Genomic DNA, 25,752 nt, shown 5'->3' with positions numbered 1-25,752 from the left:
CACCACTGGCACCACCGTCGACAAAACGGCTGGTCAGAGCGACCCTTCCACCGGCTCGTGGCCGAGTGGACAGATCGGGGTCTCCTCGTCTTCACCGGAATGACGCGTTTCCGGTGCCAGCGCCCAACACACCGCAGCGGCCAGCAGGATCACCCCGCCGACACAGAAGGCCGCGGTGAACGACATGTGCTGCGCGATCTGGCCGGCAGCCAGGGAGCCGACGATCGTGCCGAGGTCCGACATCATCTGGAAGGTCGCCACGGCGGTGCCGCCGCGAGCCTGGTTGCCGATGATGTCCGCGACGGCGGCCTGCTGCGGCGAGATGAAGATGCCGCTCGCCGCGCCCGTCACGAACGCGATCACCAGGAAAACCGGCAGCGACGTGGTCCAGCCAAGCAGCGTCGTCGAGATCGCCGACACCGTGAGCCCGACGATCAGCAGCTTGCGCCGGCCGATTCGGTCGGACAGATGCCCACTGGGGATCACCGCACATACGTTGCCGACCGCGAACATCGCCAGCACCAGACCGGCTGTGCCCGCGCTGCGGTGCAGCACGTCGACGACGAACAGCGGAACCAGCGCCACCCGCAGGCCCAGCGCGGCCCATCCGGCCGCCAGGTTCGACAGCAGCGCGGCCTGGTACGCGCGGTTGCGCAGCACGGTCCGCACCGACACCGTCGGCCCGGTTGCCTCTTCCCGCGCGGCCAGCGGCGAGTTGCGCAGGCTGACGAACACGACAGCCGCGGCAACCGTCAGCGCCACCCCGTAGATACCGAACGGCACAGATAGACCCAGCCCAGCAGTCAGGCTGCCGACCACCGGCCCGGCCACGCCACCGATCATGAAGGCGCTCGAGAACAGCCCGGCGACGCGACCGCGGGCGTCGAACGGCGACAGCCGGATCATCAGCGCCAGCGACGACACCGTGAACATCGTCGACCCGGCACCACCGAGGGATCGGAACAGCAGCAGCTGCCAGTAGGTCTGCGCAAACGCGCAGGCCAGCGTCGACAATGCGACGATCAGCAGGCCGGTGAGATAGACGCGCCGCTCACCGAGTTTCTGTACCAGCAGGCCACTGGGCGGCGCGAAGATCAGGCGCATCGCGGCGAATGCGGTGATGACGAACGTCGCCGCGCCGATGCTCACACCGAAGTTGCGGGCGTACGCCGGCAGCACCGGCGCCACCACTCCGTAGCCGAGTGCGATGACGATGTTGGCGCCGGCCAAAACCCAGATCTCGGCAGGAAGTCGGGTCGGGGCCGGACAGTCGCCCTCCGTGACAGCGCTCACGCTATGACTGTATTCACCACTTCCCGCGCGGCGGCTTGGACCTGCGCCAGATGCTCGGGCCCCTTGAACGACTCGGCGTAAATCTTGTAGACGTCCTCGGTCCCCGACGGCCTCGCGGCGAACCAGGCGTTCTCGGTGGTCACCTTCAGCCCGCCGAGCGGGGCGCCGTTACCGGGCGCCGTGGTGAGTTTGGCCGTGATCGCCTCACCGGCCAGCTCGGTCGCGGTGACCTGTTCGGCGGACAGCTTCGACAACCGGGCCTTCTGTTCGCGGTTGGCCGGCGCATCGATGCGGGCATAGGTTGGGGCACCGTACTTTTCGGTGAGCTCGGCGTAGCGCTGCGACGGTGACTTGCCGGTGACCGCGAGGATCTCCGAGGCCAGCAGCGCCAGGATGATGCCGTCCTTGTCGGTGGTCCAGACCGACCCGTCCGTCCGCAGGAACGACGCTCCGGCGCTCTCTTCTCCACCGAATCCGATTGTGCCGCTGAGCAATCCATCGACGAACCACTTGAAGCCGACCGGCACCTCCACGAGCTGACGCCCCAGCCCCGCCACCACCCGGTCGATGATCGACGAGCTGACCGCGGTCTTGCCGACCGCCGTGGAGCCCGGCCAGCCCGCTCGATGCGTGTACAGATAATCGATGGCGACGGCGAGATAGTGGTTCGGGTTGAGCAGCCCGCCGTCGGGCGTGACGATGCCGTGCCGGTCCGAGTCCGCGTCGTTGCCGGTGGCAATCTGGTACTGGTCCCGATTCGCGATGAGCGACGCCATGGCGTTCGGCGAGCTGCAATCCATCCGGATCTTGCCGTCGGTGTCGAGCGTCATGAACCGCCACGTCGCGTCCACCAGTGGGTTCACGACGGTCAGGTCCAACTGGTGCCGTTCGGCGATGGCGGCCCAGTAGTCGACGCTGGCCCCACCGAGCGGGTCCGCGCCGATGCGCACGCCCTCGGCGCGAATGGCATGCAGGTCAACCACATTCGGCAGGTCCTCGACGTAGGCATTGAGGTAGTCATGCCGCTCCGTCGAGCCCAGTGCCCGCGCCAGCGGCATCCGCTTCACGTCGCGCAGCCCGTCACGCAAGATTTCGTTGGCACGTTTGGCGATCACGCTCGTCGCATCGGTGTCGGCCGGACCGCCGTTGGGCGGGTTGTATTTGAACCCGCCGTCACGTGGCGGGTTGTGCGACGGGGTGACGACGATGCCGTCGGCGAGGTCGCCTTCCCTGCCGCGGTTGAAGGTCAGGATCGAGTGGCTGACCGCCGGTGTGGGCGTGTAACGGTCCGCGGCGTCGATCATCGCGACGACCTCATTGCCGGCCAGTACCTCCAGCGCCGTGACCCAGGCCGGCTCGGACAGCGCGTGGGTGTCGCGGCCGATGAACAACGGTCCGGTCGTGCCCTGCGCCGCGCGGTACTCGACGATCGCCTGCGTGGTGGCCAGGATGTGCGGCTCGTTGAACGCCGCGTCCAGGCTCGACCCGCGGTGGCCCGACGTGCCGAAGACCACCTGCTGGTCGACGTTCTCGGGATCGGGCGCCACGGTGTAGTAGGCGGTGACCACGTGGGCCACGTCGATCAGGTCATCTGGCTGGGCCGGTTGGCCGGCGCGCGGGTTGGCCGTCATGGCCTCGATTCTGCTACCGGTTCTCCCCCGGTGTGCACCTGTCGGTGGCCTGCCACCATACTTTTGCTTCATGTTCGGCCACGACAACCGAGAATTGGCCGCCGTGTTCGTCGGGGGCGCCATCGGCACCGTCGCGCGTGCCGCCCTCGCCGTCTTCGCCGCGCCTCATCCGGCGCACTGGCCGTGGCCGACCTTCGTCGTCAACATCGTCGGCGCATTCCTGCTCGGGTACTTCACCACCCGACTGCTGGAACGGCTGCCGGTGTCGAGCTATCAGCGCCCACTGCTCGGCACCGGCGTGTGCGGTGGCCTGACCACATTCAGCACCATGCAGGTCGAGACGGTGCGGATGCTCCAACACGGCGCCTATGGGCTGGCCGCGGGCTATACCGTGGCCAGCATCGTCGCCGGCCTGGCCGCGGTGTACCTGGCCACGGTCCTGGTCCGACGGGTCCGGGTCCGGGTCCGGGCATGACAGCCGTCATCTGGCTGGGCGTCGCACTCATCGGTGGCGTGGGGGCCGTGACGCGGTTCCTGGTGGACCGCGCGGTGTCGAAACGCAAGAGCAGCAGCTTCCCGTTCGGCACCTTCGCGGTGAACCTCAGCGGCGCCTGGCTGCTCGGCTTCTTCGGCGGCCTGGCCTTGAGTCCCAATGTCGCCCTGCTGGCCGGTACCGCGTTCGTCGGCGCCTACACGACGTTCTCGACGTGGATGCTGGAAACCCAGCGCCTCGGCGAGGAACGACAGGTCTGGTTCGCGCTGGCCAACATCGTCGCGAGCGTGGTGCTGGGGCTGGCCGCCGCCGCGCTGGGCATCTGGATGGGTGGCCTGCTGTGAACGACTCCGCGGATTACCTCAAACTCACGACGTATTTCGGTGAGCGACAACGCTATCGGGGCCGCTTCCTGGCCGAGGAGCTGCTCGACCTCTACGGCGCCGAGAAGGTCGCCACCAGTGTGGTGCTGCGCGGCATCGCCGGCTTCGGGCCACGGCACCAGCTGCGCACTGACCAGACCCTGAGCCAGTCAGAGGATCTGCCGGTGGCCATCGCCGCGGTGGACACCGCCGACAAGATCGCCGCGCTGGCCGAGCAAACCGTGGCACTGACGACGCGCGGACTGGTCACGCTCGAACGCGCCCGCCTGCTCACCACCGCAAAGGTCGGCACGCACACCAAGCTCACGGTTTATGTCGGCCGCCAGCACCGGATCGATGGCCGGCCGGCCCACATCGCGGTGTGCGACCTGCTCCACCGCAGCGGATTCGCCTGCGCCTCGGTCTTTCTCGGGGTCGATGGCACGGTGCGTGGCCGCCGCGAGCGGGCCCGCTTCCTGAACCGGAACACCGACATTCCCGTCATGGTCATCGCGATCGGCGACGCTGACCGCGCCGTCGCGGTCCTGCCCGAGCTGCAGCGGCTGCTGCCCGACCCGTTGGTGACGGTCGAGCGGGCCGAGCTGTGCAAGCGGGCAGGAGCGCTACTGGCCCGTCCCGGTACGCTGCCGGCCCACGATGCCGACGGAACGTCGTTGTGGCAGAAGCTCATGGTGTACACCACCGAGGACACGCTGCACGGCGGTGAGCCGGTGCACCGCGAGATCGTGCGCCGGTTGCGCGCCATCGAGGCCGCCCGCGGCGTCACGGTCCTGCGCGGCATCTGGGGCTTCCATGACGGGCGGACGCCGCACGGCGACAGGTTGTTTCAGCTGGGCCGCCAGGTTCCCGTCACGACCATCGTGGTCGATACTCCCGAAAACATCGCCACCGCTTTCGATCTCATCGATGACGTCACCTCCGAACATGGGGTGGTCACTTGCGAACGGGTGCCGGCGCTGGTCTCCGTCGACGACGGAAACCGGGACGGCGGTACCGGTCTGGGACACTTCCTAACGTAGAAGGTAAGCCTAGCCTAAACCGCTCTGGTCGACTACGGTCCCTCGACATGGAGTCAACAACTGAATCGGTAAGCACTGGCTTGGCCAAGATCATGCAAGACGACATGGGCGTGGACATCAGACGCGTCACCCGCGAATCACGGCTCATCAACGATGTCGGTTTGGACTCGGTGGCTTTCGCCGTCGGCATGGTCGCGATCGAAGACCGCTTCGGCGTCGCACTGTCCGAGGAAGACCTGCTGAGCAGCGAAACCGTCGGCGACCTCGAAGACGCGATCACCGCGAAACTGCCTACCGCCCAACGCTCATGAGCACCTCGAGTCTGGCATCAGCCCTGTCCGAGGTGATGACCCGGTCCACGCGTGACCTGGTGACCCTCGACCCGAAAACCGGTGACTGGCAACGGCATCCGTGGCAGGAGGTGCACGCCCGCGCCGAGAACGTCGCCGCACACGTCGACGGCCAGAGCCGCATCGGACTGGTCGGTGAACCCACCGTCGAATTCCTGGCAGGCATCTACGGCGCGATCCTCGCCGGCGCCGCCGTATCCATCCTTCCCGGACCGGTACGCGGGGCCGACACCGCCACCTGGGCCGGCGCCACCCTGAACAGGTTCGCCGGCATCGGCATCCGTGCGGTGCTCAGCCACGGCAAGCATCTCGAACTGCTGCGCGCCGGCACCGCCGATGCGGACCTGCACGACGTCAATACCGTTGCCCACGAACATCGTTCGACAACCTTCACACCCTCGCGGACCGCCGACTTCGGCATCCTGCAGGGTACCGCGGGATCGACCGGCACGCCTCGCACCGCCCAGATCCCTGCGGACGCGGCGTTGGCGAACCTGCGTGGACTGGTCTCGCGGATCAGCGTCACCGACGCCGACCGTGGACATTCGTGGCTGCCGATCTACCACGACATGGGTCTGGCGTTCATGCTCACCATGACGCTCGGCGGCGGCGAGCTGTGGCAGGCACCCACCACCGCGTTCTCGGCCTCGCCGTTCAATTGGCTCAAATGGTTGACCGAGAGCAAGGCAACCATGACCGCGGCCCCCAACATGGCATTCGGGCTGCTCGGCAAGTACGCCCGTCTCGTCAGCGATGTCGACTTGGGCGCGCTGCGGTTCGCACTCAACGGCGGCGAGCCCGTCGACTGCGACGGCACCAATCGATTCGCGACCGAGATGGCCAAATTCGGCTTCGACGCGAACGCCCTGTGTCCGTCGTACGGCCTCGCCGAATCGACCTGCGCGGTAACCGTTCCCGTCCCTGGTGGCGGGCTGCGCTGCGACAACGTCACCGTGGCCGTCGACGGCGACACCATGGTGCGCAGGTACGCAGTACTCGGCCGGCCGATCGATGGCATGGAGGTCCGCATCGCGCCCACCGATGTGCCCCACGAACTCGCCGGACGCGATGTGGGCGAAGTCCAGGTACGCGGCACCTCGATGATGGCCGGCTATCTCGGACAGGACCCCATCGATCGCGAAACTTGGTTCGCCACAGGTGATCTCGGGTACCTCGCCGACGACGGCCTCGTCGTGTGCGGCCGACTCAAGGAACTCATCACCGTGGCCGGCCGCAATATCTTTCCCACCGAGATCGAGCAGGTGGCCGCCCGCGCCGACGGCGTGCGCGAGGGTGCCGTCGTGGCGGTGAGCGCCAACGATGCCGGCGCCCGACAGGGTTTGGTGATCGCCGCGGAGTTCAAGGGCGACGACGAGTCGACCGCCCGCAGCCAAGTGGTGTCACTGGTTGCGTCCGAGTGCGGCATCGTGCCGGCAGACGTGGTGTTCCTCAAACCGGGGTCACTGCCGCGAACCTCGTCGGGCAAGCTCCGCCGTCTCGAGGTCAGGCGCACCCTGGAAGCAGTGGGATCATGACCACCTTCGAGACCTGCACCACCGAGAGCTACCGCGAACTGCTGGGCGAGGTCTTCGATGAGCGGGTCCGCGAGTGGACCGCGGAAGCCGAAGAATCCGAACGCTTTCCGCGCAAACTCATCGAATACCTGGGCCAGTCCGAGGTTTTCGCGGCCAAGTGGGGCGAGCGCCAGCATCCGGACGTGGCGAAGGTCTTCGCACTCGCCGAGGAACTGGGCAAGCTCGGATCCGCAGGAATCGGCGTCGGAGTCAGTCTGCATGACTCTGCCATCGCCATCCTGCGCAGATTCGGCAAGTCCGATTATCTGCGCGACATCACCGAGCAGGCCATCCGGGGCGACGCCGTGTTGTGCATCGGCGCGTCGGAAGAGTCCGGCGGTTCGGACCTGCAGATCGTCGAGACCGAAGTCGTCTCGGCGCGTGGCGGTTTCGAGGTCCGCGGCACCAAGAAGTTCGTGTCGATGTCGCCCATCGCCGACCACATCATGGTGGTCGCGCGGAGCGTCGACCACGATCGGGAGAGCCGCCACGGCAGCGTCGTGGTGATTTCCGTGCCGACCGCTCAGGTTGACGTGCAGACGCCCTATCGCAAGGTGGGCGCCGGTCCGCTCGATAACGCGGCGGTCCACATCGACACCTGGGTGCCGGCAGAAGCGTTGGTGGCGCGGGCGGGCACCGGCCTGGCCGCGATCTCCTGGGGATTGGCACAGGAGCGGCTGTCGGTCGCCGGTCAGATCGAGGCCAATTGCCGCAGGATCATCGGAATCACGTTGGCTCGCATGATGAAACGGCGGCAGTTCGGCCACACGTTGTACGAGCATCAGGCACTGCGGATGCGCCTGGCCGACCTGCACGCTCGGGTCGATCTGCTGCGCTACGGCCTGGCGGGTTTGGCCGCACAGGGACGAATGGACCTGCGCGCGGCCGCGGCCATCAAGGTCACCGCGGCACGCCTCGGCGTCGAGGTCGTCGACGAGTGCATGCACATCTTCGGCGGCGCCGGATATCTGGTGGACGAGACACCGCTGGGCCGGTGGTGGCGCGACATGAAGCTCGCGCGGGTCGGCGGCGGGACCGACGAGGTGCTCTGGGAACTCGTGGCGGCGGGGATGCGGCCCGACTACGAAGGGTACGACGCGGTGACGTCCTCACCGGTCATCGTTTGACGAGATTCACCAGAAATTCGATGGTGACGATCGGATCGACGGCCAGCAGTCCCACCGGCGGCGCCGGTGGGACGATGCCGTAATCGGCGAAGGTGACGGGGATTTGGCCCACGGCCACGACCCCGTTGCCCGAGCGCTGTACGTCCAGCCGCACCGCGACCTGCCGGGCGACGCCCTTGAGCGTCAGCTGCGCCGAAACCTCCATCGTGGTGGGCGTGCCGTCGCCGGAGATGGACGACAGGTCGACCGGATCGAGGACGGCGAGCTTGGCCGTCGGGAACTTGGCGGCATCCATGACGTCGGGGCCGCGGAACCTGTCATCGCGACCACGGTGCGGCGACTGCATGGTTGCCACGTCGACGACGAAGCTCGCCGCCTGCAGCGTGCCACCGGCAACAGTGGCGTCACCCCGGACAGAGTTGGTCCGCCCGGTGACGGTCACGGTTTCCCACAGCAGCTGTTGCCGGGCGCGATAGCCGGCCTGGGAGCGGTTGGCCTCATCGTCGGGGCCCGCGGCCACGATCCATTTGCCGTCGAGGTTCGTCGTGGCCGGACGATGCGTGGTCGGCAGGGTCAGGGCCGGAGCCGGAGCGCCTTCCATCTGAGTTCGGTAGAACCACGGTCCCGCGCATACCCCCACGACGGCGAGCACTGCCAGCAACAGCAGAAGCCTTTTTGCCACTCCCTCTATATACAGGGCGCGTCCGACGTCAGCTGGATGGGCGCGCCAGCGCGTACAGCGCCATCCTGCGGTTGGCCATGTCGTGCTCACCGAGGAATTCGGCGCCGCCATGCTCGACCAGCCGCCGCGCACCGGTATTGCGATGGTCGGGATCGAACATCACCCGACGGCACGACGGCACCAGTTCGAACAGACTCGCCAACACCTGCGGCATCAACAGTGGTCCCAGTCCCCTGTTGACGAAGCGCTCATCCGCGATCGCGGCGTGCAGTCCCAGATCGTGGGGCTCGGCGTCGTATCGAGGGGCAATGGAGTCCTTGGCGGCCCAGTACAGCTCGAGGTAGCCCATGGCCTTGTCCTGGTAGCTGACGAGCAACGGCCGCGAGTACTCACCGTCGAGCTGCGCCTGCAGGTGCCGCCGCCACCATTCCGGCGGTCGGTCGTACTCCCAGGCCTCCGCCAGATGCGGTCGGTTCATCCATTCGGACAGCATCTCGGCATCGGCGTCGGCGTCGACGAGGCGCACGGCCCACGGACTGGCGAGCTGCGGAACGGGTGGTGCACCCACCGCTCGCACTTCAGCGGACAGTGAGGTCAACTCGCGCGGTAGCACCGGCCCCTGATCAATCTCGGTCATTTCAGCGGCGAGCCTACCCGATATTGCTTAGGTTAGGTTTGCCTACGTCAATGTGTCGGAACGTGGCTGATGCCCACGTCCCGACCGTCAGGCAGCGGTCGCTGTGGAGTCCCCAACACCCGTGCGGACTGCTCCTTCAGACGCTGTAACGCTCAGCCACAGACGGTCGATAGAACTGCTAACGTAGTCATCAATCACTTTGGTCGCATCGGTTAGCTGGTGCGGGAGGGGAATACACAATGTCTTTCACCACTCGGATGATGGTCGGCGCGGGCTCGGCACTGGTCGCTGTCATGGCCAGCGGCGCAGTCGCCACCGCTCAGCCGGACCCCACCCCGATCATGTACTCGACCTGCACCTACCCGCAGGTGATCGCCGCCCTGACCGCACTCGACCCGGGTGCTGCCGCCGAGCTGCAGGCAAACCCGATCGGCGTCGGTTACCTGCACCAGCTGATCGCCTCCGGTCCGCAGCAGCGTAAGGCCCTGATCACGCGGGCGTACAACACCCCGGGCGCCGCTCAGTACACCGACCTGGTGCTGAACGTCGCCAACACCTGCAACAACTTCTGATCAGACGCCAGAACAACGCAGCTCGATCCCCCGGGATCGAGCTGCGTTGTGTTTTCGGGGCCGTTTCCCGGTAGTCAGAACCCGCGATTCGAGCCCCGGACCGCGGCGACAGCCTCGTCAGGTCCGGTGAAGGTGACCTGAGCCGGGCCACGGCCCGCCGCGAAGAGCAGTAGCTCGCCCGGTGTACCGGTCACGGTCACCTCGGCACCGCGGCCGGTCTCGGCCAGGCGGCGGCCGTCCGGGGTCACCAGCACAACCCGCGCCGGCGCGTTCCTTATCCCCATGCGCGCCATGTTCGCGACTTGTCCCTGCAGCGCGGATACCAGCTTGCCGTCGAGCTCGCGCGGCTCCCAGGCCGGCTGCGCCCGGCGCACGTCCTCGTTGTGGATGAACATCTCGGCGACGTTGACGAACGGGTCGAGCAGTTTGAACGGCGAATACAGCGGTGGGCCCGCGGCGATCATGTCGACCAGCTTTTCCCACTCGGTGGATGCCGTCACCCGCGCCTGAACTCGTTCGGTGTAACCGGCCAGCTGCGGCACCAGGATTCCGGGCGCCGCGTCGAGCCGACGTTCCCGCACCACGAGATGCGCGGCCAGGTCGCGAGCGGTCCAGCCCTCGCACAAAGTGGGTGCATCGGGCCCGTGCTCGCGTAGGGATTCGACGAGGGCGGCACGTTCCCGTTGGGCGGCAGTCATGGCTGGAGTCTAGGTCGGGCGACGATCAGGCAGCGAGGCGCGGGCCGTCGCGTTCGGACACTGCGACGCGGGTCACCTCCATGGGGCAAACGCCAGGTGAACGATCGCGACGTGGTTACAGATGGGTACCCATCCGCACAGCAGGGGCCTCAACAGCCCCAGTGATAACTATGGTCACAACAGCCCCTCGCTGGCGTCCGAGCGCCGCCTGCCATCCGAAAGGTGTGACCGTGTCGCCGCGTCCTCGCATTGCATCGGTGGCTTTGACGGCTGCCGTCGTTCTCGGTGGAGCCGTCGGCATCGCGCCGCCACGCGCAGCCGCCGAACCGTGCACCGGCCCCAACGCCGGCGTCTTGCCGCCGAACGGGGTTCCCTCGAGCGGAGTCATGCGGCCGCCGTCGGGCGGCCACCGACCGAGCAATGCGAACGACAAGGCCCCGCTGCCCACTCTGGGCAAGTTGTCCCGATCGCTGCTCAGCGTCTTCACGCAGGGCACCGTGCAACAGCAGGCCGGCGTGCTGCCCGGCACCCCCCGGGTACCGCAGCCGCCGGTTCAACAACGTGCGGCACAGCCCGCTCCCGCCGCGGCGCAGCCCCAGCCCGGAGCACAACCGGCGCCGCCCATCGACGCGGGCACCACGTCTCTGGTCGGCTGGGTGACCGGTGACCAGAGCGCGGGCGGCGACACCCTGCAACGGTTCGGCATCTCCGGCACCGACCTCGGGATCATGTGGGACAACGGCGACCCGGTGAACAACCAGGTGCTGATGATGTTCGGCGATACGTACGGCTATTGCGCCACCCCCAACCAGCAGTGGCGCTACAACACGATGTTCCGAACCAACGACCGCACGTTGTCGCACGGGATTCACATCCCGCCCGGCTCGGTGACCAACCCGTATTCGGGCTCCCCCGAGTGGCAGCCGAACCTGGCCAAGCAGACCATCCCGACCATCCGCTGGGCGCCCGTCGAGAAGGGCATCATCCCGACTTCCGGTGTCTCCGTGGGTAAGACGCAGTACGCCAGTTTCATGTCGATCAAGAACTGGGACAGCGCCGGCGCGTGGACCACCAACTACTCGGCGATTGCTGTCTCCAACGACAACGGCCAGAACTGGGGCGTCTACCCCAGCAGCGTCCGCCCGATGGCGCCCGACAGCGTCTCGCGCGTGGCCTACCTGCCGGGCAATGAGAACTTCCAGCAGGGTGCATTCCTGAAGGGCAGCGACGGCTACATCTATTCGTACGGAACCCCTTCCGGCCGAAGCGGATCCGCGTACGTGTCGCGGGTACCGCAGAACCTGTTGCCGGACATGAGCAAGTACGAGTACTGGAACAACGAGAGCCAGTCGTGGGTGCCCAACAACCCGGCCGCAGCCTCGCCGATCATTCCCGGACCGGTCGGTGAGATGTCGGTGCAGTACAACACCTATCTGAAGCAGTACCTGGTGATGTATTGCAACAACCTGTCCGATGTGGTCATCCGGACTGCGCCGACACCGCAAGGACCTTGGGGCCCAGAGCAATTGGTCGTCTCGTCCATGCAGTTCCCCGGCGGCGTCTACGCGCCGTACCTGCACCCGTGGTCCAACGGACGCGACCTCTACTTCACGCTGTCGCTGTGGTCGGCGTACAACGTGATGCTGCTGCACACCGTACTGCCCTGAGGCAGTTGGGTTTGACGTTCAGTCGCGGTTGGGTCGCCGAGATCCCCGTGACGCCTGCGATGCGGTTCGTGATGACCGTTTCGGGGCATTGTGACCGCAACAGGCGCGCCGTCCCCGCACATGATTTTTGCGACCATGTCCCGGGATCGCAGTTGTTGCGGCGCCTTGCACTGCCTTGAACTCGGCATTTCGTCTCTGATCCGTTCGCACAAATGCGACTTATATGCGACCTAGCGTTGAGATTAGCCTCGCGGCATGGAGCACCTGGAGATGACTGGCACCGACACCGACGGCATCGCGCCCGACGCAACCGGCGTCGTCGACCTGCAGGCCGCCTACCCGCCGCGGGGTTCGGGTCGGGCCAGATGCGCCCGATCGACCCCGCTGAAGCTGACCGACTTGTTGACCACCGTTGGAGCGTTCAACAACGTCGCCAACATCGTCATGCAGTTGTCGTTGCCGCCAGTGGGGCACGGCGTCAACGAGAGCCATGTGGCGTCGGGTAGTCCGCGGCGCCGGCCAGTCAAGCGAGCACGCACAACGCAGCTGTATCTGACCGTTGCCCTGATGGGGAATGAGGCCGACCGTACTGCGCTGCGGGAGGAGCTCAGGCAGGTGCACACTCCGGTCCACTCAACTTACGAGAGCCCGGTGAAATACAGTGCAAATGCCAAGGATCTGCAGCTCTGGGTTGCGGCCTGCTTGTTCCGTTACTACATCGACCAGTACACGATCCTCTACGGCTCATTGCCGGTCGAACAGCTGGATCATCTGGTTCAGGAGGGCGCTGCCCTCGCAACCGGAGTGAATGTGCCGCAACGCGATTGGCCGCAAAACTGGCTGCAGTTCGAGCAGTACTGGCGCGACATGCTGCCGCGGATGGCCATAGCACAGCCGGTGCGCGATGATTTCGAATCGCTCGCCGACTTGACATTTCTCGCCGAGGCGTGGGGATGGCGGGGTGCCCTAGTCGCGCGAATGTTGGGCCGCCAGTTCCACTTTCTCACCCGCGCGACCCTGCCGCCCTTCTTCCGTGAACTCATGGGGTGGGACTGGACCGCGGCGGACCAGCACCGCTTTGACCACGTGCTGCGACTGATTCGGCCGATCGACAGAGTCCTCAATCCCCTGCTGATTGCGGTCTTGTACCGGCTGTACCTGGTTGATTACAGGATTCGCAGGCTGATCGGCTCGACGGCCCTTGGCCCGCTGCGGCTGTCAGAGGTGGCGATCAAGGACGGCGGCGGATACCGAGAAAGCGCGCGACGCCGCGCCCGGCTACCACGGCTTCGTGAGCGCGGAGCCACCGCGCGATCGGGCCGCCACCAACACAAATAGGTGAAGAGGCCACGGTTGCGACTGAAGATGTCTAGGTTCTCGGTGGCGGGGTGGCCGCCGGGCCCAACAGATCAGCGCTGTTGTTCGACGAGGTGCGCCGCCACCGGCCGTACAGCGGCAACTCGCGCAATGACTCCCCACCGACGGACCACCGTCGCGCGACGAAGCGGATGACGGTCCGGAGGTAGCGGTTCGTCTCTGAGTACCAACGCCATTCGTACGGCCGGTCAGCCTGCAACCAGTGCGCAAGCGCTTCGGATTCGACGCCCTGCAGGTACGGCCGGACCCAGGTGACCGTCACCCACGGCTGCGCTGCCACACCGGCGGGAAGCCGAAAGGTCCAGTCGATCGGATCGTCACCGGCGATCATGGTGTGGCGCAATGCCGGTGGTGCCGGCGCGGCGCCCGCGGGCACGCCGAACAGCTGCACCGTCACGTTGTGAAAGACCGCCGGACCACCGACCTCGAACCGCACCCGGTACGTGTCGGCCGCGTCGTCGCGGTACACGGAGAACGCCGCCAAGCCGCCGACGGCGACATAGCGTGCGAACACCAGCCCGCTGACCACCATGACAATGCGGCGCACCGCCAGCAGCACCGTGAACGTCGCGACGGTCAACGCGACGACACGCCACATGAGGTCCATCCCGACAGCGTGTCAGAGCGTCACCGGCGCGTCATGGCAATGGCGGACGTGCCGCTCAATCCGCTGTGTTCGCCTTCTCCAGTTCGCGCAGCAGCGACAACGACAGGAAGGTCATGGGTCCCGCGTCCTTGAACTTGCCGCCCACGTTGCCTGCGATGCCGCCCTCGACAGCGAGGTCACTGATCAGGTCGAGCTTGAGCTGCGGGCTGCCCGCGCTGAAGTCGAGGTCCGCGAGATCGACCCACACGATGTTGGGGCGGGTGGTGGATTCATAGACGTAGCGCCGGTTGGTCAGATCCATGACCACCTGCCAGATCGTCTGCGACGCGTCCGGCTTGCCCGGATCCGGTATCCGGAAGGGCTGGGCGGCGTTGCGGATCACCGAGAACATGCCGGCGATCGCTTCCACCTGGCTGGACGGCGTGGGCAGCCGGCCGACGTAGTAGGTGGCGCGCGCGAACCTGTCCGCGGCCAACGTCGAACCCGGCAGCGGCTCCGAGCCGCCGAGACCCTCGAAGTTCTTCACCAGCTCGAGCTGCTGGTCGAAGGTGGGCGAGTTCGTCATCACCCGAAAGTCCTTGCTGTGGTACACCTTCGGCCGGCCGTCGAGGTACTCGATGATCGCCGAGTCACCGGTGGCGTCATCGAGCGCCAGATGAATGGTGGGCGGGTCGCCACCGGTGGGGTCGTCCAGCTGGACCACCTGCACATTGGTCTCGCTGATCCACGCGACCGCCTCGGCGACCGTGGCGAAGTTGTCAAGGAAGTACTGCAGCCAGATCGCCTGACTCAACTGGGTCCGGGTGTCATCTGGTGTGCCATAAGTGGATTCGGCCAGCCACAACACGTGACCTGCCAGACCGGCCTCGTTGATGCCGTCCACCGAGATGATGTCGAAGGCGGTGGCGATCAGGCTGCCGAACTTGGAGGTCCAGGTGAACTTGCCGGTGACGCCGTCGTCGCGGGTCACGCCGCGCGGCTGCTTCCACAGGTTCGTCATGAGGTCGCGATGGAAGTCCATGTTGCGGCCGACCAGAACCGCATCGCCTGCGTCAGGCCAGATGACTCGTGTGCACACCGGAGCAAGCCTAACTTTCCAGGCGCGGACCGCCCGCCGAATCGTTTGCTATGAATTGCGGCCCGCGAGTGGGATGCTCGACAGCAGACGGTTCCCCACAGGGAACTCGCAGCTGATCGTATGGATAAGGAGGTCTTACCGCTCAACCGATGGTTTGCGGCCATTAGTAGCTGTTCACCCCCCGCCGAGAGGAAGATCCATGAACACGTTGCGTACCACGGCGGCCGTGCTGACCCCCGCCCTGCTGCTGACGATGTCCTGTTCACCGGGCGACAAAGGCAAGGATCAGTCGGCCGTCACCACGCTGCACTTCTATGAGCACGACACCGGGCAGACCAGCGTGGACCTCGGGACTCCCGGGGAGGGACCCGGCGACCAGTTCATCTTCTCCGGCGACGTCTTCGATCGCCAGGGCGGCACGAAGCTCGGGCGGACCGCCGGACAGTGCACCACCCTCAGCGGCAACGCCACCTCGGGTGACGTCTCGTGCACCGAGACCTTCATCCTCGACGGTGGGCAGATTTCAGTCCAGACTCTTGCCGACCGTGCCGCCGTGTTCAGCAAGGGTGAAACCGTGCCGATGTCGATCGTCGGCGGCAGCGGCAAATACAGCAAGGCCCGCGGTGACGGCACCGTGCAGGTGCCGCCCGAGGTGCCGAATCAGACCGACGCCAACTTCGTGTTGAACGTGTTGACGAACTAGGCGCAGGGCGCGCCGGCACTACGCCCAGCGGTTCGCAAGCAACTTGAAACTCGGCATATCCTCCAACGACGTGAGCGCCTCGTAGATGCGCTGGTACCCGGTGCTGGCGATGCGCCACACACCGTCCTCGTCCTTGCGATAGGTGTCCGAGTAGTAGCCCGAACCGCGGATCATCGCGTGGCCCGGCACGATCACGGTGTCCTCGAAAACCCACGAACCGTGCGCCGTGGTGTCGGAGTCGAGGTCGATCTCGGGGTGGCTGGCGATATGGGTCGTGATGATGCCGTTGTCGAGGTTCGTCCGCATGAAGTCGACGACGGCGTCTCGTCCCTCGTAATGCACCGGCTCACCCATCGCGTGTGTGCCGTAGCGGGTCACGACATCTGCAGCGAGGCAGTCCCCGAAGGTGTCCCACTCCTTGAGGTCCAAGGAGCGGAAGTAGCGGTACTTGAGCCGTTGAATGTCGGCGATCGCCTCCAGGTTACCCATCACGCGAGACTAGAACGTGTTTCAGTTTCTGTCACGGAAAATGCGGAATGTCGCTCACCACATGGTGGTATCGAAACTACGGAACGTGTGGTGGCGCCGGGGTTGACCTCAACCTATGTTGAGGTCCTAGCGTCGAATGTATGACCTTCAAACCACACGAAATCGAATACCTGAAGGCGGCAGACCTCGGGCGACTCGCCACTATCCAGCCCGACGGCACACCGCAGGTCAGCCCAGTGGGCTTCACCTACAACGAGGAACTGGGCACCATCGACATCTCGGGCTACCACATGGCCAAGAGCCAGAAGTACCGCAACCTCGCCCACCACGACAAGGTGGCTTTCGTCGTCGATGACATCGCCTCGCGCAATCCATGGCGCGTGCGGTGCCTGGAGATACGCGGCACCGCCCAGCAGGCCGTGACAGCGTCGGGGCGAGTTGCCCCCGCGGGAGACGTCCTCGATTCCGCGATCATCCGCATCACGCCGCGTCGCATCATCAGCTTCGGCATCGATGACACCGACACCGAACCCCACCTGCTCAAGGCAGACATCAGAAACGTCTGAGTCGAGGGGCGGGTGGGACAGACCCGATGACGCAACCAAACGAAAAGGCCCGACTCATTCGAGCCGGGCCTTCCTTGTGGAGCTGCCGGGAATTGAACCCGGGTCCTACGGCATTCCCTCAAGACTTCTCCGTGCGCAGTTCGCTATGCCTCTACTTGGATCTCCCGGTCACGCGAACAAGCCGAGATGACGATCCCAGTCGCTGTTTGATGTCCCCACGGGTCCCGCGACCGGCCCCGTGGGTGGGTCCCTCTAGTCGATGCCAGGGTCCGGGCCGAGGGCGCTCCCGGTCTGACAGACACGCGGTCGCTACTTAGGCAGCGAGGGCGTAGTCGCGCTGATGAGAATCGGCGCTTAATTGGTTACAACGACGCTTACGGTGGTCTCTTGCCTGCACCGGCACGCTTCCCTTGATTCGATGCGCGAAGTCGAAACCGTTCAGCCCCTCGCACCCCCGCCGACTTTCGGCAGGACACTCCATCATACCGGTAGCTCCGACAAGCTCCACTGAATATCCGAGGCCACCGAAACCAGCAGGTCAGATGACGTAACCGAGGTTCTCGACGATGCGCTGCCCGACCTCGGCGTCGCCCTCGTATTCGATGGCCACGGAACGAACCGCGCCCAGTGGGCGTCCGCCGCACAGCCGCGTGAACTGCCAGCCGTCCATCCGGATCACCGTCGTCGGTTCGGCGCCACCGAAGTCGGGCACCACGGCCGCGCGGCCGTCGACGGCGACGCGGATGGTGCGCGCCATGGGACCGGTCAGTTGGATCTCGACGCGCGATCCGTCGGGGGCTCCCCCGCGCTTGGCGACGACGAAGCCCATCATCGTCTCGATCTCGTCGAGCGCCAGCCGCGCTTCCGGCTTCTGCAATGCGGCGTCCGACGCCACGCGCGCCACCGATTCGCGAATGTCCTGCTCGTGCATCCACGAGTCGAACGTCCGGATCCGCATGAAGCGACCGAGGCTGTCCTGCCCGGCCGGCGTCATCGTCGGGTGTTCCACTCCTCGTCCGACATCGCGGTCAAGGTCGCCCGCCGGTCGTCGGTGACAGCACGGAACTTCTCCAACAGTTCGGCGCTCGAGAGCCCGGCCATCGACCGGTTCCAGCATTCGTTCATCACGCCGATGGGGTTGTGCACGTGGTCGAGTTCGGAGACGTCCATGTCGGCTTCCGGCACCGGTTCACCCTTGAGCATCAGCTCGGTGCCGATGATGTGCGCGACCACATCGCGGACATGCCAGCCGGGCAGCTCGGTCTGCGTGGTCAGCAGTTCCGCTTCGGAAATGGTGGACAACAGCGTGTCCAGGTCGTCCCACACCCCGAAGAGGGCGGGCAAGACGTCGGACTTCTCGAGGACGGTCACGGGTCGCGTTGAGCTGCTCACCGGCTGACCGTACGACGACAGAACCCTGCGCACTGGGAAATCCGCGATGCGTCCCAATTTCGTCATGCGACGATGGGCCCATGGGGGACGACCGCGCCGAGGCACAGCGCCTGCGGGACATCACGGTGATCCGCAAAGTGCGCGACCGCATCGACCGCGAGTACGCCAAGCCGCTGAACGTCGAGGAACTGGCGCGCGGCGCGCACATGTCCGCCGGCCACCTCAGCCGGGAATTCCGGCGCATCTACGGCGAATCGCCCTACTCGTACCTGATGACGCGCCGCATCGAACGGGCCATGACGCTGCTGCGTCGCGGCGACCTCAGCGTGACGGATGTCTGCTTCGCCGTTGGCTTTTCATCACTGGGCACGTTCAGCACGCGGTTCACCGAGTTGGTCGGCGTGGCGCCCAGCGTGTATCGCCGCGACCATTCACAGGCGGCCGACGGCATTCCGGCCTGTCTGGCTCGGCAGGTCACCAGACCGGTCAGGAATCAAGAAGCACCGCCGCACTGACCGCCACTACCGTGACGGGCATGGAAATCTCCATTCACTACGCATTCCTGCCCCACACCGACGCCGAGGCCGCGCTCAAGTTCTACCGCGACGACCTCGGGTTCGAGGTACGCAAAGACGTTGGCTACCAAGACATGCGGTGGCTTACGGTCGGCCCGCCCGGGCAGCCGGGCACCTCGATCGTGCTGCACCCGCCGGCCGCCGATCCGGGCATCACCGACGACGAGCGCCGCACCATCCTGGAGCTCATCGCCAAGGGTTCCTACGGCGCCGTCACCCTGGCGACCGACGACCTGGACGCACTGTTCGCGCGCCTCGAAGCCGCCGGCGCCGACGTCCTGCAGGAGCCCACCGACCAGGATTACGGCGTGCGCGACTGCGCATTTCGCGATCCGTCAGGCAACCTGATCCGCATCAATCAGCTGTAGTTTCCTCGCGAGCAGACGCGGCTGTTGACCGGTGCGTCTACGCTGCTCGCTACTCGATCTTTTCCTGCTGCAGCGCACAGTCAACACGGGTGTTCGTTGACTGTGCGCTGCGGCAGGCTTTCTTCGAGTACCTAACGGCCAAAATGCGCAGTCGATTTGGCTCAATGTTGAGCCTGCACTCACGGTTACCGCCACCGGGTCTTCACGCCCTCAACGCAGAATCACCGACTCGGCGACCGCGGCGATGAAGCCATCCAGCTGTTGTTCGCGGAGAAAACGGAGGCAACTACCCGGCGGCGATCATCGCGACCGACCCGAGGGCCAGCGCCATGCCGACGGCCTGCCACGCCCGCACGCGCTCTTTGAGCACCACCATGGCCAGGGCGACGGTCGCCGCAGGATACAGCGAGATCAGCACACTCGCCAACGACAGCATCGAGGCCTGCAGCGCCAGCAGCATGCCCACATTCGCGATGACGTCGAGCGCCGCCGCGACCAGGGCCAGCTTCAGCGGAAGTCCGCGCGGCAGAGCGAAATTGCGGGTCGCTACCGCGGCGATCATCACCACCGCGGTAGCCGCGAAGCGGGCGAACACCAACGGCCACAGCTTCGCCTCGTGCGGCACCTGGTGGATGACGGCGAAGCTGAGCCCGAAGGTCAATCCTGATCCGACGGTCAGCCAGGCGACCTTGGCGGTGAACCGGTGCGGCGTCTCGTCCTCATCGGTGGCCTGTGCGCTCACGAGCGCGACCGCGACCAACGCCAGCGCGATCCCGGCGATCGCCAGCCCGCTGGGCCGCTCCCCCATCGCGACGCCGACGCCGATCGGCCCCGCCGACACCAGGATGGCGGTCAGCGGTGAGACGACCGATATCGGTCCGGAGCCCAGGGCCGCATAGAACCACCAGATACCGAACGCCTGCAGCACGCCGCACAAGATGCCCCACGTGACCGCGGTCGACGAAACCTGGCCGCCGACAACGCACGCCATCACCGTCAGCAGCACGCCGGCGATCGGGTACGACACCAGCACCACCCGCAGTGCGGCGACGCGCCGAGCCGCGATGCCGCCGACGAAGTCGCTGATGCCATAGCCCAGCGCTGACAGCAGCGCCAGCAGAACCCCGGTCAGATCTTGCCCTTGAAACGTCGGCCCATCTCACGGGTGATCTCGCGCTGCGCGTCGCGCTTGGCGATGTCCTGGCGCTTGTCGTGGGCTTCTTTGCCGCGGGCGAGCGCCAATTCGACCTTGACCCGACCGTCGGAGAAGTACAGCTTCAGCGGCACCAGGGTGAAGTTGCCGTCCCGCAGCTTGCCTACCAACGTGTCGATCTGCTTGCGGTGCAACAACAGCTTGCGGTTGCGTCGCGGTGCGTGGTTGGTCCAGGTGCCGTGGTGGTACTCGGCGATGTGCAGGTTGCGCAGCCACACCTCACCGTCGTCGACGGTGGCGAACGCGTCGGCCAGGGATGCCAGCCCTCGCGCAGGCTCTTCACCTCGGTACCGACCAGCGCGATACCCGCCTCGTAGGTGTCGATGATCGAATAGTTGTGCCGCGCTTTGCGGTTGGTCGCGACGACGGCGTTGTTGCCGGATTTGTCGGCGTCCTTCTTGTTTGCGTTCTTGGCCATCGCTACCGCCGTATGTACGCGCGCAGCGTCGCGTAGGCCGTGACGCCCGACATGGTCAGGCCCAGAGCCAACATGATTGGCGCGCAATAGAAGAGGACGTCGGCGTAGTCGACCTTGGCGATCAGGCCGGCTTGATAGAACTGGTTGAGCACGTCTTCGAGGAACATGGCCCGCACCACGATCAGGCCGATGACGGCGCCGACCACACCGATGGTCGCGGCCAGCATCGCCTCGACGAGGAACGGCAGCTGGGTGTACCAGCGTGTGGCGCCGACCAGTCGCATGATGCCGATCTCGGTACGCCGGGTGTAGGCGGCGACCTGAACCATGTTGGCGATCAACAGAACCGCGGCGACGGCCTGCACCAGCGCCACCGCGAATGCCGCGTTGCTGATACCGCCGAGGATGCCGAACAGCCTGTCGACCAGTTCTTTCTGGTCGGTCACCTGGCGCACGCCGGGACGTCCGCGCAGCGCGTCCTCGAATCCCTTGTGCTGCTCGGGATTGTCGAGCTTGACGACGAACGACGCCGGGAACGCCTTCTTGCTCGCATAATCCTTGAACGCCGGGATGCGCCGCACGGCGTCGTCGTACGCCTGGTCCCGGTTCATGTACCGCACCGACTTGACGTCCTTGCGGTCGTCGATCAGCTTGCGCAGCGACTTGCACGGGTCGGCGTCGCAGTTGGGGTCATTGGACGAGACGTCGTCGGTCAGGAAGACCTGGCTCTCCACGCGGTCCAGATAGATCTGCTTGGACTGATCGGCCAGGCGCACGATCAGCAGACCACCGCCGAACAGGCCGATGGAGATGGCGGTCGTCAGGATCATGGCGACCGTCATGGTGACGTTGCGACGAAATCCAGTCAGGACTTCATTGACGAGAAAGCCGAAGCGCACTTAGCGATCCATTCCGTAGACGCCGCTCTGCTCATCACGGATGAGGCGGCCGAGTTCGAGTTCGATGACGCGCTGACGCATCGAGTCGACGATGTGATGGTCGTGGGTGGCCATCACGACCGTCGTACCGGTGCGGTTGATCCGCTCCAGCAGGTCCATGATGTCGTTGCTCGTCTCGGGGTCCAAGTTGCCGGTGGGCTCGTCCGCCAGCAGCACCAGCGGCCGGTTGACGAAGGCCCGGGCGATCGCCACGCGCTGCTGTTCGCCACCGGACAACTCGCCGGGCAGCCGGTTGGCCTTGCCGGACAAGCCGACCATCTCCAGCACATCGGGCACGATGCGGTTGATGGTGTCCGGACGCTTGCCGATCACCTCGAGCGCGAACGCCACGTTCTCGAACACCGTCTTCTGCTGCAGCAGCCGGAAATCCTGGAACACGCAGCCGAGCACCTGGCGCAGGCTCGGGATGTGCCGGCTGGGCAGCTTGTTGACGTGGAACTTCGAGACGCGAATGTCACCCGAGGTCGGCACCTCGGCACCGAGCAGCAGACGCATGAACGTCGACTTCCCGGAACCGGACGGACCGATGAGAAAGACGAACTCACCCTTGTCAATCTTGAGCGACACGTTGTCCAGGGCTGGGCGTGCCGAAGACTTGTAGTTCTTGCTCACGTGGTCGAGGGTGATCATCACGGCACGCCAGTGTAGTCGGACGCCGACGTGTGACGCCTGAGGCTGTTGCTGCTAGCTCGCCGCCGGTGCCGCACCGGGCGAAATGATGGTGGTCGTGACCGGGCCGTCGGGCGGCGCCGCGGCCGGGAGCGGCCCCGGTGGCGGCGACGGTGCGGGAGCCGGCGTCGGTGCCGGAGCCATGCCGGGCAGCAACGGCAGCGTGACCGGCGGCAGTCCCGGCGCCGGGGTGATGACCGTCGTGGTGGGCGGCGCCGACGTGGTGGAACTGGTCGTGCTCGACGTCGTCGTTGTCGTCGTGGTCGTCGTCGGTTCGGTCGTCTCGGTCGGAGTCTCCGTCGGCGTCGACCGGGGCGTTGTCCGCGGGCGGGTGTTCACATCGGTGCGCGGCACCCAGGTGTACTCGGGATTGGGTACAAAGCCCGGAGGCACCACCGCGGGCGGCGGCGTCGGCGGAGGCGGTGGCGGTGCATAGGTCTGGTGCAGCCAGTACGCGGCGAAGAAGGCCACGATCAGGCCGACCGTCGACGTCCGGAACCGCCCCAGGATGTATGCGGGCCAGGCGCGGTCAGCGCGTTTGACGGCGATGCGGGACAGCGCACTCATCATCGCTCGCCCCCCGGCCCCTGGGTCTCGTCCGCGGCGCCGGCAGCGGTGGCCGGATGCACCATGGCCTCCACTTCAGGCTCGTGGTCGGCAGGACTCTCGATACCGGCCCGGCCGAAGGCCGACACGACCATCACCCGCAGTCGCCGGCCGACCTCGAACTGCTTGCCGGGCAGTGTGCGCGCCACCATTCTCAAGTTCACGGTGTCCAGTTCGATGCTCTCCACACCCATCAACTGCGGTTTGTCGAGCAGCAGCGTGCGCAACTGGCGGTCTTCCATCGCGCGTTCGCACACCCGGCCGAGCACATCGTTGACCTTGCCGAGGTCGGCCGTCGTGGGCACCGGGATGTCGACCACCGCGCGCGCCCAGTCCTGGACAGGTTGACGGTCTTGGCGATCTGCCCGTTCGGGATCGTGTACACCTCGCCATCACTGGAGCGCAGCTTGGTGACGCGCAGCGTGACGTCTTCGACGGTGCCCTCGGCCGGCACCGTGATACCGCTGACGGTCAGTGCGACGAGGTCACCGAAGCCGTACTGCTTCTCGGTGATGATGAAGAACCCGGCGAGTAGGTCCTGCACGATGCGCTGGGCACCGAAGCCCAGCGCGGCGCCCAGCACGGCGGCGGGTGCGACCAGCGAACCGATGGGGATGCCGAGGATTTCGATGACGTCGACGAGCACGACCACCGACACCAGGCCGATGGCCACGTACGAGATCACCGAGGCGACAGCCTGCCGGTGCTTGGTGGTCTCCGACCGGACGAGCGCGTCGCTCTCCTGAAAACGTTCATCGATGCGGGCGGTGACCCGGTGCGTCAGCCAGCCGACGAATCGCGCGATGAGCATCGCCGCGATGACGAGCATGACGATCCGCAGCCCGCGGGTGATGATCCATTCGCCGATCGAGCCCCGCCAGAAGTCGTGCCACTGCTGGGCCCACCAACCGAGCGACTCCGGTTGGCTCGCGGCAATCAGAGAAAAATTAGTCATCTTCTTTTCGGTTGCGCCAGCGATTCCGGCTTCCAGGAAGCCGTCGATATCGCCGTCGAGCACCGAGGCCGGGTTGCCGACCTCGAACTCGGTGCGCAGGTCCTTCACCATCTGGTAGGGGTGCAGCACGTACGAGCGCATCTGGTTGCCCCAGGAGCTGCCGCCGTCGCCCTTGAGGGCGTCCATTTCGGCGCGCTCTTCCTGGCGCTTGCGTTCCAGCAGCTTGGCGCTGAGCACTCGCATCGCGGAAACTTTGTTCTGCAGCTGCGATTTTTCGTTCTGACAGGTCACGACGATGCCGGTCGGGATGTGCGTGAGCCGGACCGCCGAGTCGGTGGTGTTCACGGACTGACCGCCCGGGCCGCTGGAGCGGTAGACGTCGACTCGGATGTCACCTTCGGGGATGTCGATGGAGTCGGCGGTCTCGACGACCGGCAGCACCTCGACGTCGGCGAATGACGTTTGACGGCGACTCTGGTTGTCGAAGGGGCTGATCCGCACGAGCCGGTGGGTGCCCTGCTCGACCGACAGCGTGCCGTAGGCGAATGGCGTGCACGGCGAAGGTCGCGCTCTTGATGCCGGCCTCCTCTGCATACGACGTGTCGAAGACCTCGACCGGATACCCGTGCTTCTCGGCCCAGCGGATGTACATGCGCATCAACATCTCGGCCCAGTCGGCAGCGTCGACGCCACCGGCGCCGGAGCGGATGGTGACGACAGCTTCCCGCTCGTCGTATTCCCCCGACAGCAGCGTTCGAACCTCGAGCGCTTCGATGTCCTCACGCAACTTGGCCAGTTCGGCGTCGGCGTCGGCGATCGCGTCGGTCTTGGCCGCGCCCTCTTCCTCCTCGGCCAGCTCGTAGAGCACGGGCAGGTCCTCGACCCGTCCGCGCAGCTCCTCGACGCGGCGCAGCTCGCCCTGTGCGTGCGACAGGCTGCTCGTCACCTTCTGCGCGTTGGCCTGGTCGTCCCACAACTTGGGATCAGATGCCTCGTCTTCGAGTTTGGCGATTCGCGCGCGCAGACCTTCGACGTCGAGCACCCGCTCCACAGTCGTCAGGGTGCTGTCGAGGGCGGCAATGTCGGCTTGACGGTCGAGGTCCACAAAGGATGAGGGTACCGACCAGTGAGACGGACTTTCACATTGCAAGCCCTGATCGCTTAGACCGGTTTAGCATCGCCGTGTAACCCGCTCGGCCGCGTCGCGACAGCCCCTTGCGCGCACTGAGCAGAACAAGAAGGCAAACCATACATATGCGCCCTTACCATGTGGCGGTTGTCGGATCCGGCCCGTCAGGGTTTTTCGCTGCCGCGTCACTGCTGAAATTCGCCGATGCCAAGGCTGCCACCGATGACCCGGTCGAGGTGCGCATCGACATGCTCGAGATGCTGCCCACGCCCTGGGGGCTGGTGCGCTCCGGCGTGGCTCCCGACCATCCGAAGATCAAGACCGTGACGGCGCAGTTCGACAAGGTGGCCGACGATCCCCGGTTCCGGTTCTTCGGCAACATCACCGTGGGTGAGCACGTGCAGGCCGCCGAGCTCGCGGAGCGGTACGACGCCGTCATCTACGCCATCGGCGCCCAGTCCGACCGCCCGCTCGGCATCCCCGGTGAAGAACTGGCAGGCAGCGTGGCTGCCGTCGACTTCG

The 25,752-nt window shown here is 66.1% G+C and carries 26 protein-coding genes, 1 other RNA gene and 4 pseudogenes; 14 read left to right on the top strand and 17 right to left on the bottom strand.

Annotated elements, in window-relative coordinates; translation table 11 throughout:
* Window positions 1-33: 33 nt before the first annotated feature.
* Window positions 34-1,293 (bottom strand): MFS transporter, encoded by a 1,260-nt coding sequence (locus tag G6N46_RS00155; protein WP_138249909.1) that lies wholly within the window; start codon window positions 1,291-1,293, stop codon window positions 34-36.
* Window positions 1,290-2,924 carry a phosphoglucomutase (alpha-D-glucose-1,6-bisphosphate-dependent) gene (gene pgm / locus G6N46_RS00150; protein ID WP_138249910.1) on the bottom strand — a complete coding sequence of 545 codons (1,635 nt, stop codon included), beginning with the start codon at window positions 2,922-2,924 and terminating at the stop codon, window positions 1,290-1,292. Before pgm ends, G6N46_RS00155 begins: the two co-directional genes overlap by 4 nt.
* A 70-nt stretch (window positions 2,925-2,994) precedes the next feature.
* Between pgm and crcB (G6N46_RS00145) the strand changes: the two genes are divergently transcribed.
* Genes crcB (G6N46_RS00145) through mbtN form a run of 6 tightly spaced genes read left to right on the top strand, consistent with a single transcriptional unit; the run spans window position 2,995 to window position 7,870 of the window.
* Window positions 2,995-3,399: a fluoride efflux transporter CrcB gene (gene crcB, locus G6N46_RS00145; RefSeq protein ID WP_138249911.1), complete on the top strand. Its 405-nt coding sequence runs from the start codon at window positions 2,995-2,997 to the stop codon at window positions 3,397-3,399.
* Window positions 3,396-3,761, top strand: coding sequence for a fluoride efflux transporter CrcB (crcB, locus tag G6N46_RS00140; protein ID WP_061004654.1), 366 nt, complete (start codon window positions 3,396-3,398; stop codon window positions 3,759-3,761). Before crcB (G6N46_RS00145) ends, crcB (G6N46_RS00140) begins: the two co-directional genes overlap by 4 nt.
* Complete coding sequence (locus G6N46_RS00135; protein WP_138249912.1) at window positions 3,758-4,819, top strand: putative PII-like signaling protein; 1,062 nt, start codon at window positions 3,758-3,760, stop codon at window positions 4,817-4,819. The genes crcB (G6N46_RS00140) and G6N46_RS00135 overlap by 4 nt, the downstream gene beginning before the upstream one ends.
* 47 nt (window positions 4,820-4,866) lie before the next feature.
* Entirely contained in the window at window positions 4,867-5,130 is a 264-nt protein-coding gene (locus G6N46_RS00130; RefSeq protein WP_133428456.1) for an acyl carrier protein, read from the top strand.
* Between the two features lie 11 nt (window positions 5,131-5,141).
* Window positions 5,142-6,704: a long-chain-fatty acid--ACP ligase MbtM gene (gene mbtM / locus G6N46_RS00125; protein WP_174814099.1), complete on the top strand. Its 1,563-nt coding sequence runs from the start codon at window positions 5,142-5,144 to the stop codon at window positions 6,702-6,704.
* Window positions 6,701-7,870 (top strand): mycobactin biosynthesis acyl-ACP dehydrogenase MbtN, encoded by a 1,170-nt coding sequence (mbtN, locus tag G6N46_RS00120; protein WP_138249914.1) that lies wholly within the window; start codon window positions 6,701-6,703, stop codon window positions 7,868-7,870. Before mbtM ends, mbtN begins: the two co-directional genes overlap by 4 nt.
* On the opposite strand, the gene G6N46_RS00115 is transcribed toward mbtN, so the two are convergent.
* On the bottom strand, window positions 7,860-8,552 hold the full coding sequence (locus G6N46_RS00115; protein ID WP_163692517.1) for a YceI family protein: 693 nt from the start codon (window positions 8,550-8,552) through the stop codon (window positions 7,860-7,862). The genes mbtN and G6N46_RS00115 overlap by 11 nt on opposite strands.
* Before the next feature lie 28 nt (window positions 8,553-8,580).
* Window positions 8,581-9,189 (bottom strand): GNAT family N-acetyltransferase, encoded by a 609-nt coding sequence (locus G6N46_RS00110; RefSeq protein ID WP_163692515.1) that lies wholly within the window; start codon window positions 9,187-9,189, stop codon window positions 8,581-8,583.
* Between the two features lie 239 nt (window positions 9,190-9,428).
* On the opposite strand from G6N46_RS00110, the gene G6N46_RS00105 reads away from it, so the two are divergent.
* Window positions 9,429-9,761 (top strand): hemophore-related protein, encoded by a 333-nt coding sequence (locus G6N46_RS00105; protein WP_020102663.1) that lies wholly within the window; start codon window positions 9,429-9,431, stop codon window positions 9,759-9,761.
* 74 nt (window positions 9,762-9,835) lie between these two features.
* Here G6N46_RS00105 and G6N46_RS00100 read toward each other — a convergent pair whose 3' ends face one another.
* Window positions 9,836-10,459, bottom strand: coding sequence for a TIGR03085 family metal-binding protein (locus G6N46_RS00100; protein WP_138249917.1), 624 nt, complete (start codon window positions 10,457-10,459; stop codon window positions 9,836-9,838).
* 230 nt (window positions 10,460-10,689) lie between these two features.
* On the opposite strand from G6N46_RS00100, the gene G6N46_RS00095 reads away from it, so the two are divergent.
* Both G6N46_RS00095 and G6N46_RS00090 read left to right on the top strand, forming a co-directional pair.
* A complete protein-coding gene (locus G6N46_RS00095; RefSeq protein WP_167526388.1) occupies window positions 10,690-12,126 on the top strand; it encodes a glycoside hydrolase family 183 protein in 1,437 nt (478 codons plus the stop codon).
* A gap of 255 nt (window positions 12,127-12,381) precedes the next feature.
* A complete protein-coding gene (locus G6N46_RS00090; protein ID WP_234880717.1) occupies window positions 12,382-13,464 on the top strand; it encodes an oxygenase MpaB family protein in 1,083 nt (360 codons plus the stop codon).
* A gap of 31 nt (window positions 13,465-13,495) precedes the next feature.
* Here G6N46_RS00090 and G6N46_RS00085 read toward each other — a convergent pair whose 3' ends face one another.
* Window positions 13,496-14,110, bottom strand: a complete 615-nt coding sequence (locus G6N46_RS00085; protein ID WP_138249918.1) for a hypothetical protein — start codon at window positions 14,108-14,110, stop codon at window positions 13,496-13,498.
* Window positions 14,111-14,165: 55 nt separating this feature from the next.
* Window positions 14,166-15,188 (bottom strand): bile salt hydrolase, encoded by a 1,023-nt coding sequence (locus G6N46_RS00080; RefSeq protein ID WP_138249919.1) that lies wholly within the window; start codon window positions 15,186-15,188, stop codon window positions 14,166-14,168.
* 199 nt (window positions 15,189-15,387) lie between these two features.
* Between G6N46_RS00080 and G6N46_RS00075 the strand changes: the two genes are divergently transcribed.
* Window positions 15,388-15,891, top strand: a complete 504-nt coding sequence (locus G6N46_RS00075) for an allene oxide cyclase barrel-like domain-containing protein (RefSeq protein WP_138249920.1) — start codon at window positions 15,388-15,390, stop codon at window positions 15,889-15,891.
* An 18-nt stretch (window positions 15,892-15,909) separates the two neighbouring features.
* Here G6N46_RS00075 and G6N46_RS00070 read toward each other — a convergent pair whose 3' ends face one another.
* The gene (locus G6N46_RS00070) at window positions 15,910-16,380 is read right to left on the bottom strand and encodes a nuclear transport factor 2 family protein (protein ID WP_138249921.1); all 471 of its coding nucleotides are present in this window, start codon (window positions 16,378-16,380) and stop codon (window positions 15,910-15,912) included.
* A 140-nt stretch (window positions 16,381-16,520) separates the two neighbouring features.
* Between G6N46_RS00070 and G6N46_RS00065 the strand changes: the two genes are divergently transcribed.
* Complete coding sequence (locus G6N46_RS00065) at window positions 16,521-16,946, top strand: PPOX class F420-dependent oxidoreductase (RefSeq protein ID WP_138249922.1); 426 nt, start codon at window positions 16,521-16,523, stop codon at window positions 16,944-16,946.
* Window positions 16,947-17,020: 74 nt separating this feature from the next.
* Here G6N46_RS00065 and ssrA read toward each other — a convergent pair.
* Together ssrA and G6N46_RS00055 are read right to left on the bottom strand one after the other, a co-directional pair.
* Window positions 17,021-17,392, bottom strand: a transfer-messenger RNA (tmRNA) gene (gene ssrA / locus G6N46_RS00060).
* 92 nt (window positions 17,393-17,484) lie between these two features.
* A pseudogene (locus G6N46_RS00055) lies at window positions 17,485-18,338 on the bottom strand (maleylpyruvate isomerase family mycothiol-dependent enzyme).
* A gap of 80 nt (window positions 18,339-18,418) precedes the next feature.
* Here G6N46_RS00055 and G6N46_RS00050 point away from each other — a divergent pair.
* Window positions 18,419-18,853 carry a helix-turn-helix transcriptional regulator gene (locus tag G6N46_RS00050; protein ID WP_138249924.1) on the top strand — a complete coding sequence of 145 codons (435 nt, stop codon included), beginning with the start codon at window positions 18,419-18,421 and terminating at the stop codon, window positions 18,851-18,853.
* 20 nt (window positions 18,854-18,873) lie between these two features.
* On the top strand, window positions 18,874-19,281 hold the full coding sequence (locus tag G6N46_RS00045; RefSeq protein ID WP_138249925.1) for a VOC family protein: 408 nt from the start codon (window positions 18,874-18,876) through the stop codon (window positions 19,279-19,281).
* Window positions 19,282-19,567: 286 nt separating this feature from the next.
* Here the strand turns inward: G6N46_RS00045 and G6N46_RS00040 are convergent, their stop codons facing one another.
* The 7 genes and pseudogenes from G6N46_RS00040 to prfB form a co-directional block, all read right to left on the bottom strand.
* Window positions 19,568-20,413 (bottom strand): DMT family transporter, encoded by an 846-nt coding sequence (locus G6N46_RS00040; RefSeq protein WP_174814098.1) that lies wholly within the window; start codon window positions 20,411-20,413, stop codon window positions 19,568-19,570.
* A pseudogene (gene smpB / locus G6N46_RS00035) lies at window positions 20,410-20,912 on the bottom strand (SsrA-binding protein SmpB). The gene G6N46_RS00040 and the pseudogene smpB overlap by 4 nt, the downstream one beginning before the upstream one ends.
* Before the next feature lie 2 nt (window positions 20,913-20,914).
* The gene (gene ftsX / locus G6N46_RS00030) at window positions 20,915-21,811 is read right to left on the bottom strand and encodes a permease-like cell division protein FtsX (protein WP_043394725.1); all 897 of its coding nucleotides are present in this window, start codon (window positions 21,809-21,811) and stop codon (window positions 20,915-20,917) included.
* Window positions 21,812-22,501: a cell division ATP-binding protein FtsE gene (ftsE, locus tag G6N46_RS00025; protein WP_020102687.1), complete on the bottom strand. Its 690-nt coding sequence runs from the start codon at window positions 22,499-22,501 to the stop codon at window positions 21,812-21,814.
* A 54-nt stretch (window positions 22,502-22,555) separates the two neighbouring features.
* Window positions 22,556-23,107 carry an Rv3103c family proline-rich protein gene (locus G6N46_RS00020; RefSeq protein WP_138249928.1) on the bottom strand — a complete coding sequence of 184 codons (552 nt, stop codon included), beginning with the start codon at window positions 23,105-23,107 and terminating at the stop codon, window positions 22,556-22,558.
* A pseudogene (locus tag G6N46_RS00015) lies at window positions 23,107-24,101 on the bottom strand (mechanosensitive ion channel family protein). The gene G6N46_RS00020 and the pseudogene G6N46_RS00015 overlap by 1 nt, the downstream one beginning before the upstream one ends.
* Window positions 24,094-25,206 (bottom strand): annotated as a pseudogene (gene prfB, locus G6N46_RS00010) (peptide chain release factor 2). The pseudogenes G6N46_RS00015 and prfB overlap by 8 nt, the downstream one beginning before the upstream one ends.
* A gap of 149 nt (window positions 25,207-25,355) precedes the next feature.
* Here prfB and G6N46_RS00005 point away from each other — a divergent pair.
* On the top strand, window positions 25,356-25,752 hold a 397-nt coding region (locus tag G6N46_RS00005), incomplete at its 3' end, for an FAD-dependent oxidoreductase (protein WP_407665068.1).

It is taken from the genome of Mycolicibacterium phocaicum, assembly GCF_010731115.1.
Lineage (GTDB): Bacteria > Actinomycetota > Actinomycetes > Mycobacteriales > Mycobacteriaceae > Mycobacterium > Mycobacterium phocaicum.
Note: the sequence above shows the minus strand (reverse complement) of the source record. Positions and strands in the feature narration are given on the sequence as shown.

Coding starts and splice junctions, on each gene's coding strand:
- pgm (WP_138249910.1), bottom strand. CDS start 2,924: ATGACGGCCAACCCGCGCGCCGGCCAACCGGCCCAGCCAGATGACCTG.
- crcB (WP_138249911.1), top strand. CDS start 2,995: ATGTTCGGCCACGACAACCGAGAATTGGCCGCCGTGTTCGTCGGGGGC.
- crcB (WP_061004654.1), top strand. CDS start 3,396: ATGACAGCCGTCATCTGGCTGGGCGTCGCACTCATCGGTGGCGTGGGG.
- G6N46_RS00130 (WP_133428456.1), top strand. CDS start 4,867: ATGGAGTCAACAACTGAATCGGTAAGCACTGGCTTGGCCAAGATCATG.
- mbtN (WP_138249914.1), top strand. CDS start 6,701: ATGACCACCTTCGAGACCTGCACCACCGAGAGCTACCGCGAACTGCTG.
- G6N46_RS00110 (WP_163692515.1), bottom strand. CDS start 9,189: ATGACCGAGATTGATCAGGGGCCGGTGCTACCGCGCGAGTTGACCTCA.
- G6N46_RS00105 (WP_020102663.1), top strand. CDS start 9,429: ATGTCTTTCACCACTCGGATGATGGTCGGCGCGGGCTCGGCACTGGTC.
- G6N46_RS00100 (WP_138249917.1), bottom strand. CDS start 10,459: ATGACTGCCGCCCAACGGGAACGTGCCGCCCTCGTCGAATCCCTACGC.
- G6N46_RS00090 (WP_234880717.1), top strand. CDS start 12,382: ATGGAGCACCTGGAGATGACTGGCACCGACACCGACGGCATCGCGCCC.
- G6N46_RS00085 (WP_138249918.1), bottom strand. CDS start 14,110: ATGGACCTCATGTGGCGTGTCGTCGCGTTGACCGTCGCGACGTTCACG.
- G6N46_RS00075 (WP_138249920.1), top strand. CDS start 15,388: ATGAACACGTTGCGTACCACGGCGGCCGTGCTGACCCCCGCCCTGCTG.
- G6N46_RS00070 (WP_138249921.1), bottom strand. CDS start 16,380: ATGGGTAACCTGGAGGCGATCGCCGACATTCAACGGCTCAAGTACCGC.
- G6N46_RS00065 (WP_138249922.1), top strand. CDS start 16,521: ATGACCTTCAAACCACACGAAATCGAATACCTGAAGGCGGCAGACCTC.
- G6N46_RS00050 (WP_138249924.1), top strand. CDS start 18,419: ATGGGGGACGACCGCGCCGAGGCACAGCGCCTGCGGGACATCACGGTG.
- G6N46_RS00045 (WP_138249925.1), top strand. CDS start 18,874: ATGGAAATCTCCATTCACTACGCATTCCTGCCCCACACCGACGCCGAG.
- ftsE (WP_020102687.1), bottom strand. CDS start 22,501: ATGATCACCCTCGACCACGTGAGCAAGAACTACAAGTCTTCGGCACGC.
- G6N46_RS00020 (WP_138249928.1), bottom strand. CDS start 23,107: ATGAGTGCGCTGTCCCGCATCGCCGTCAAACGCGCTGACCGCGCCTGG.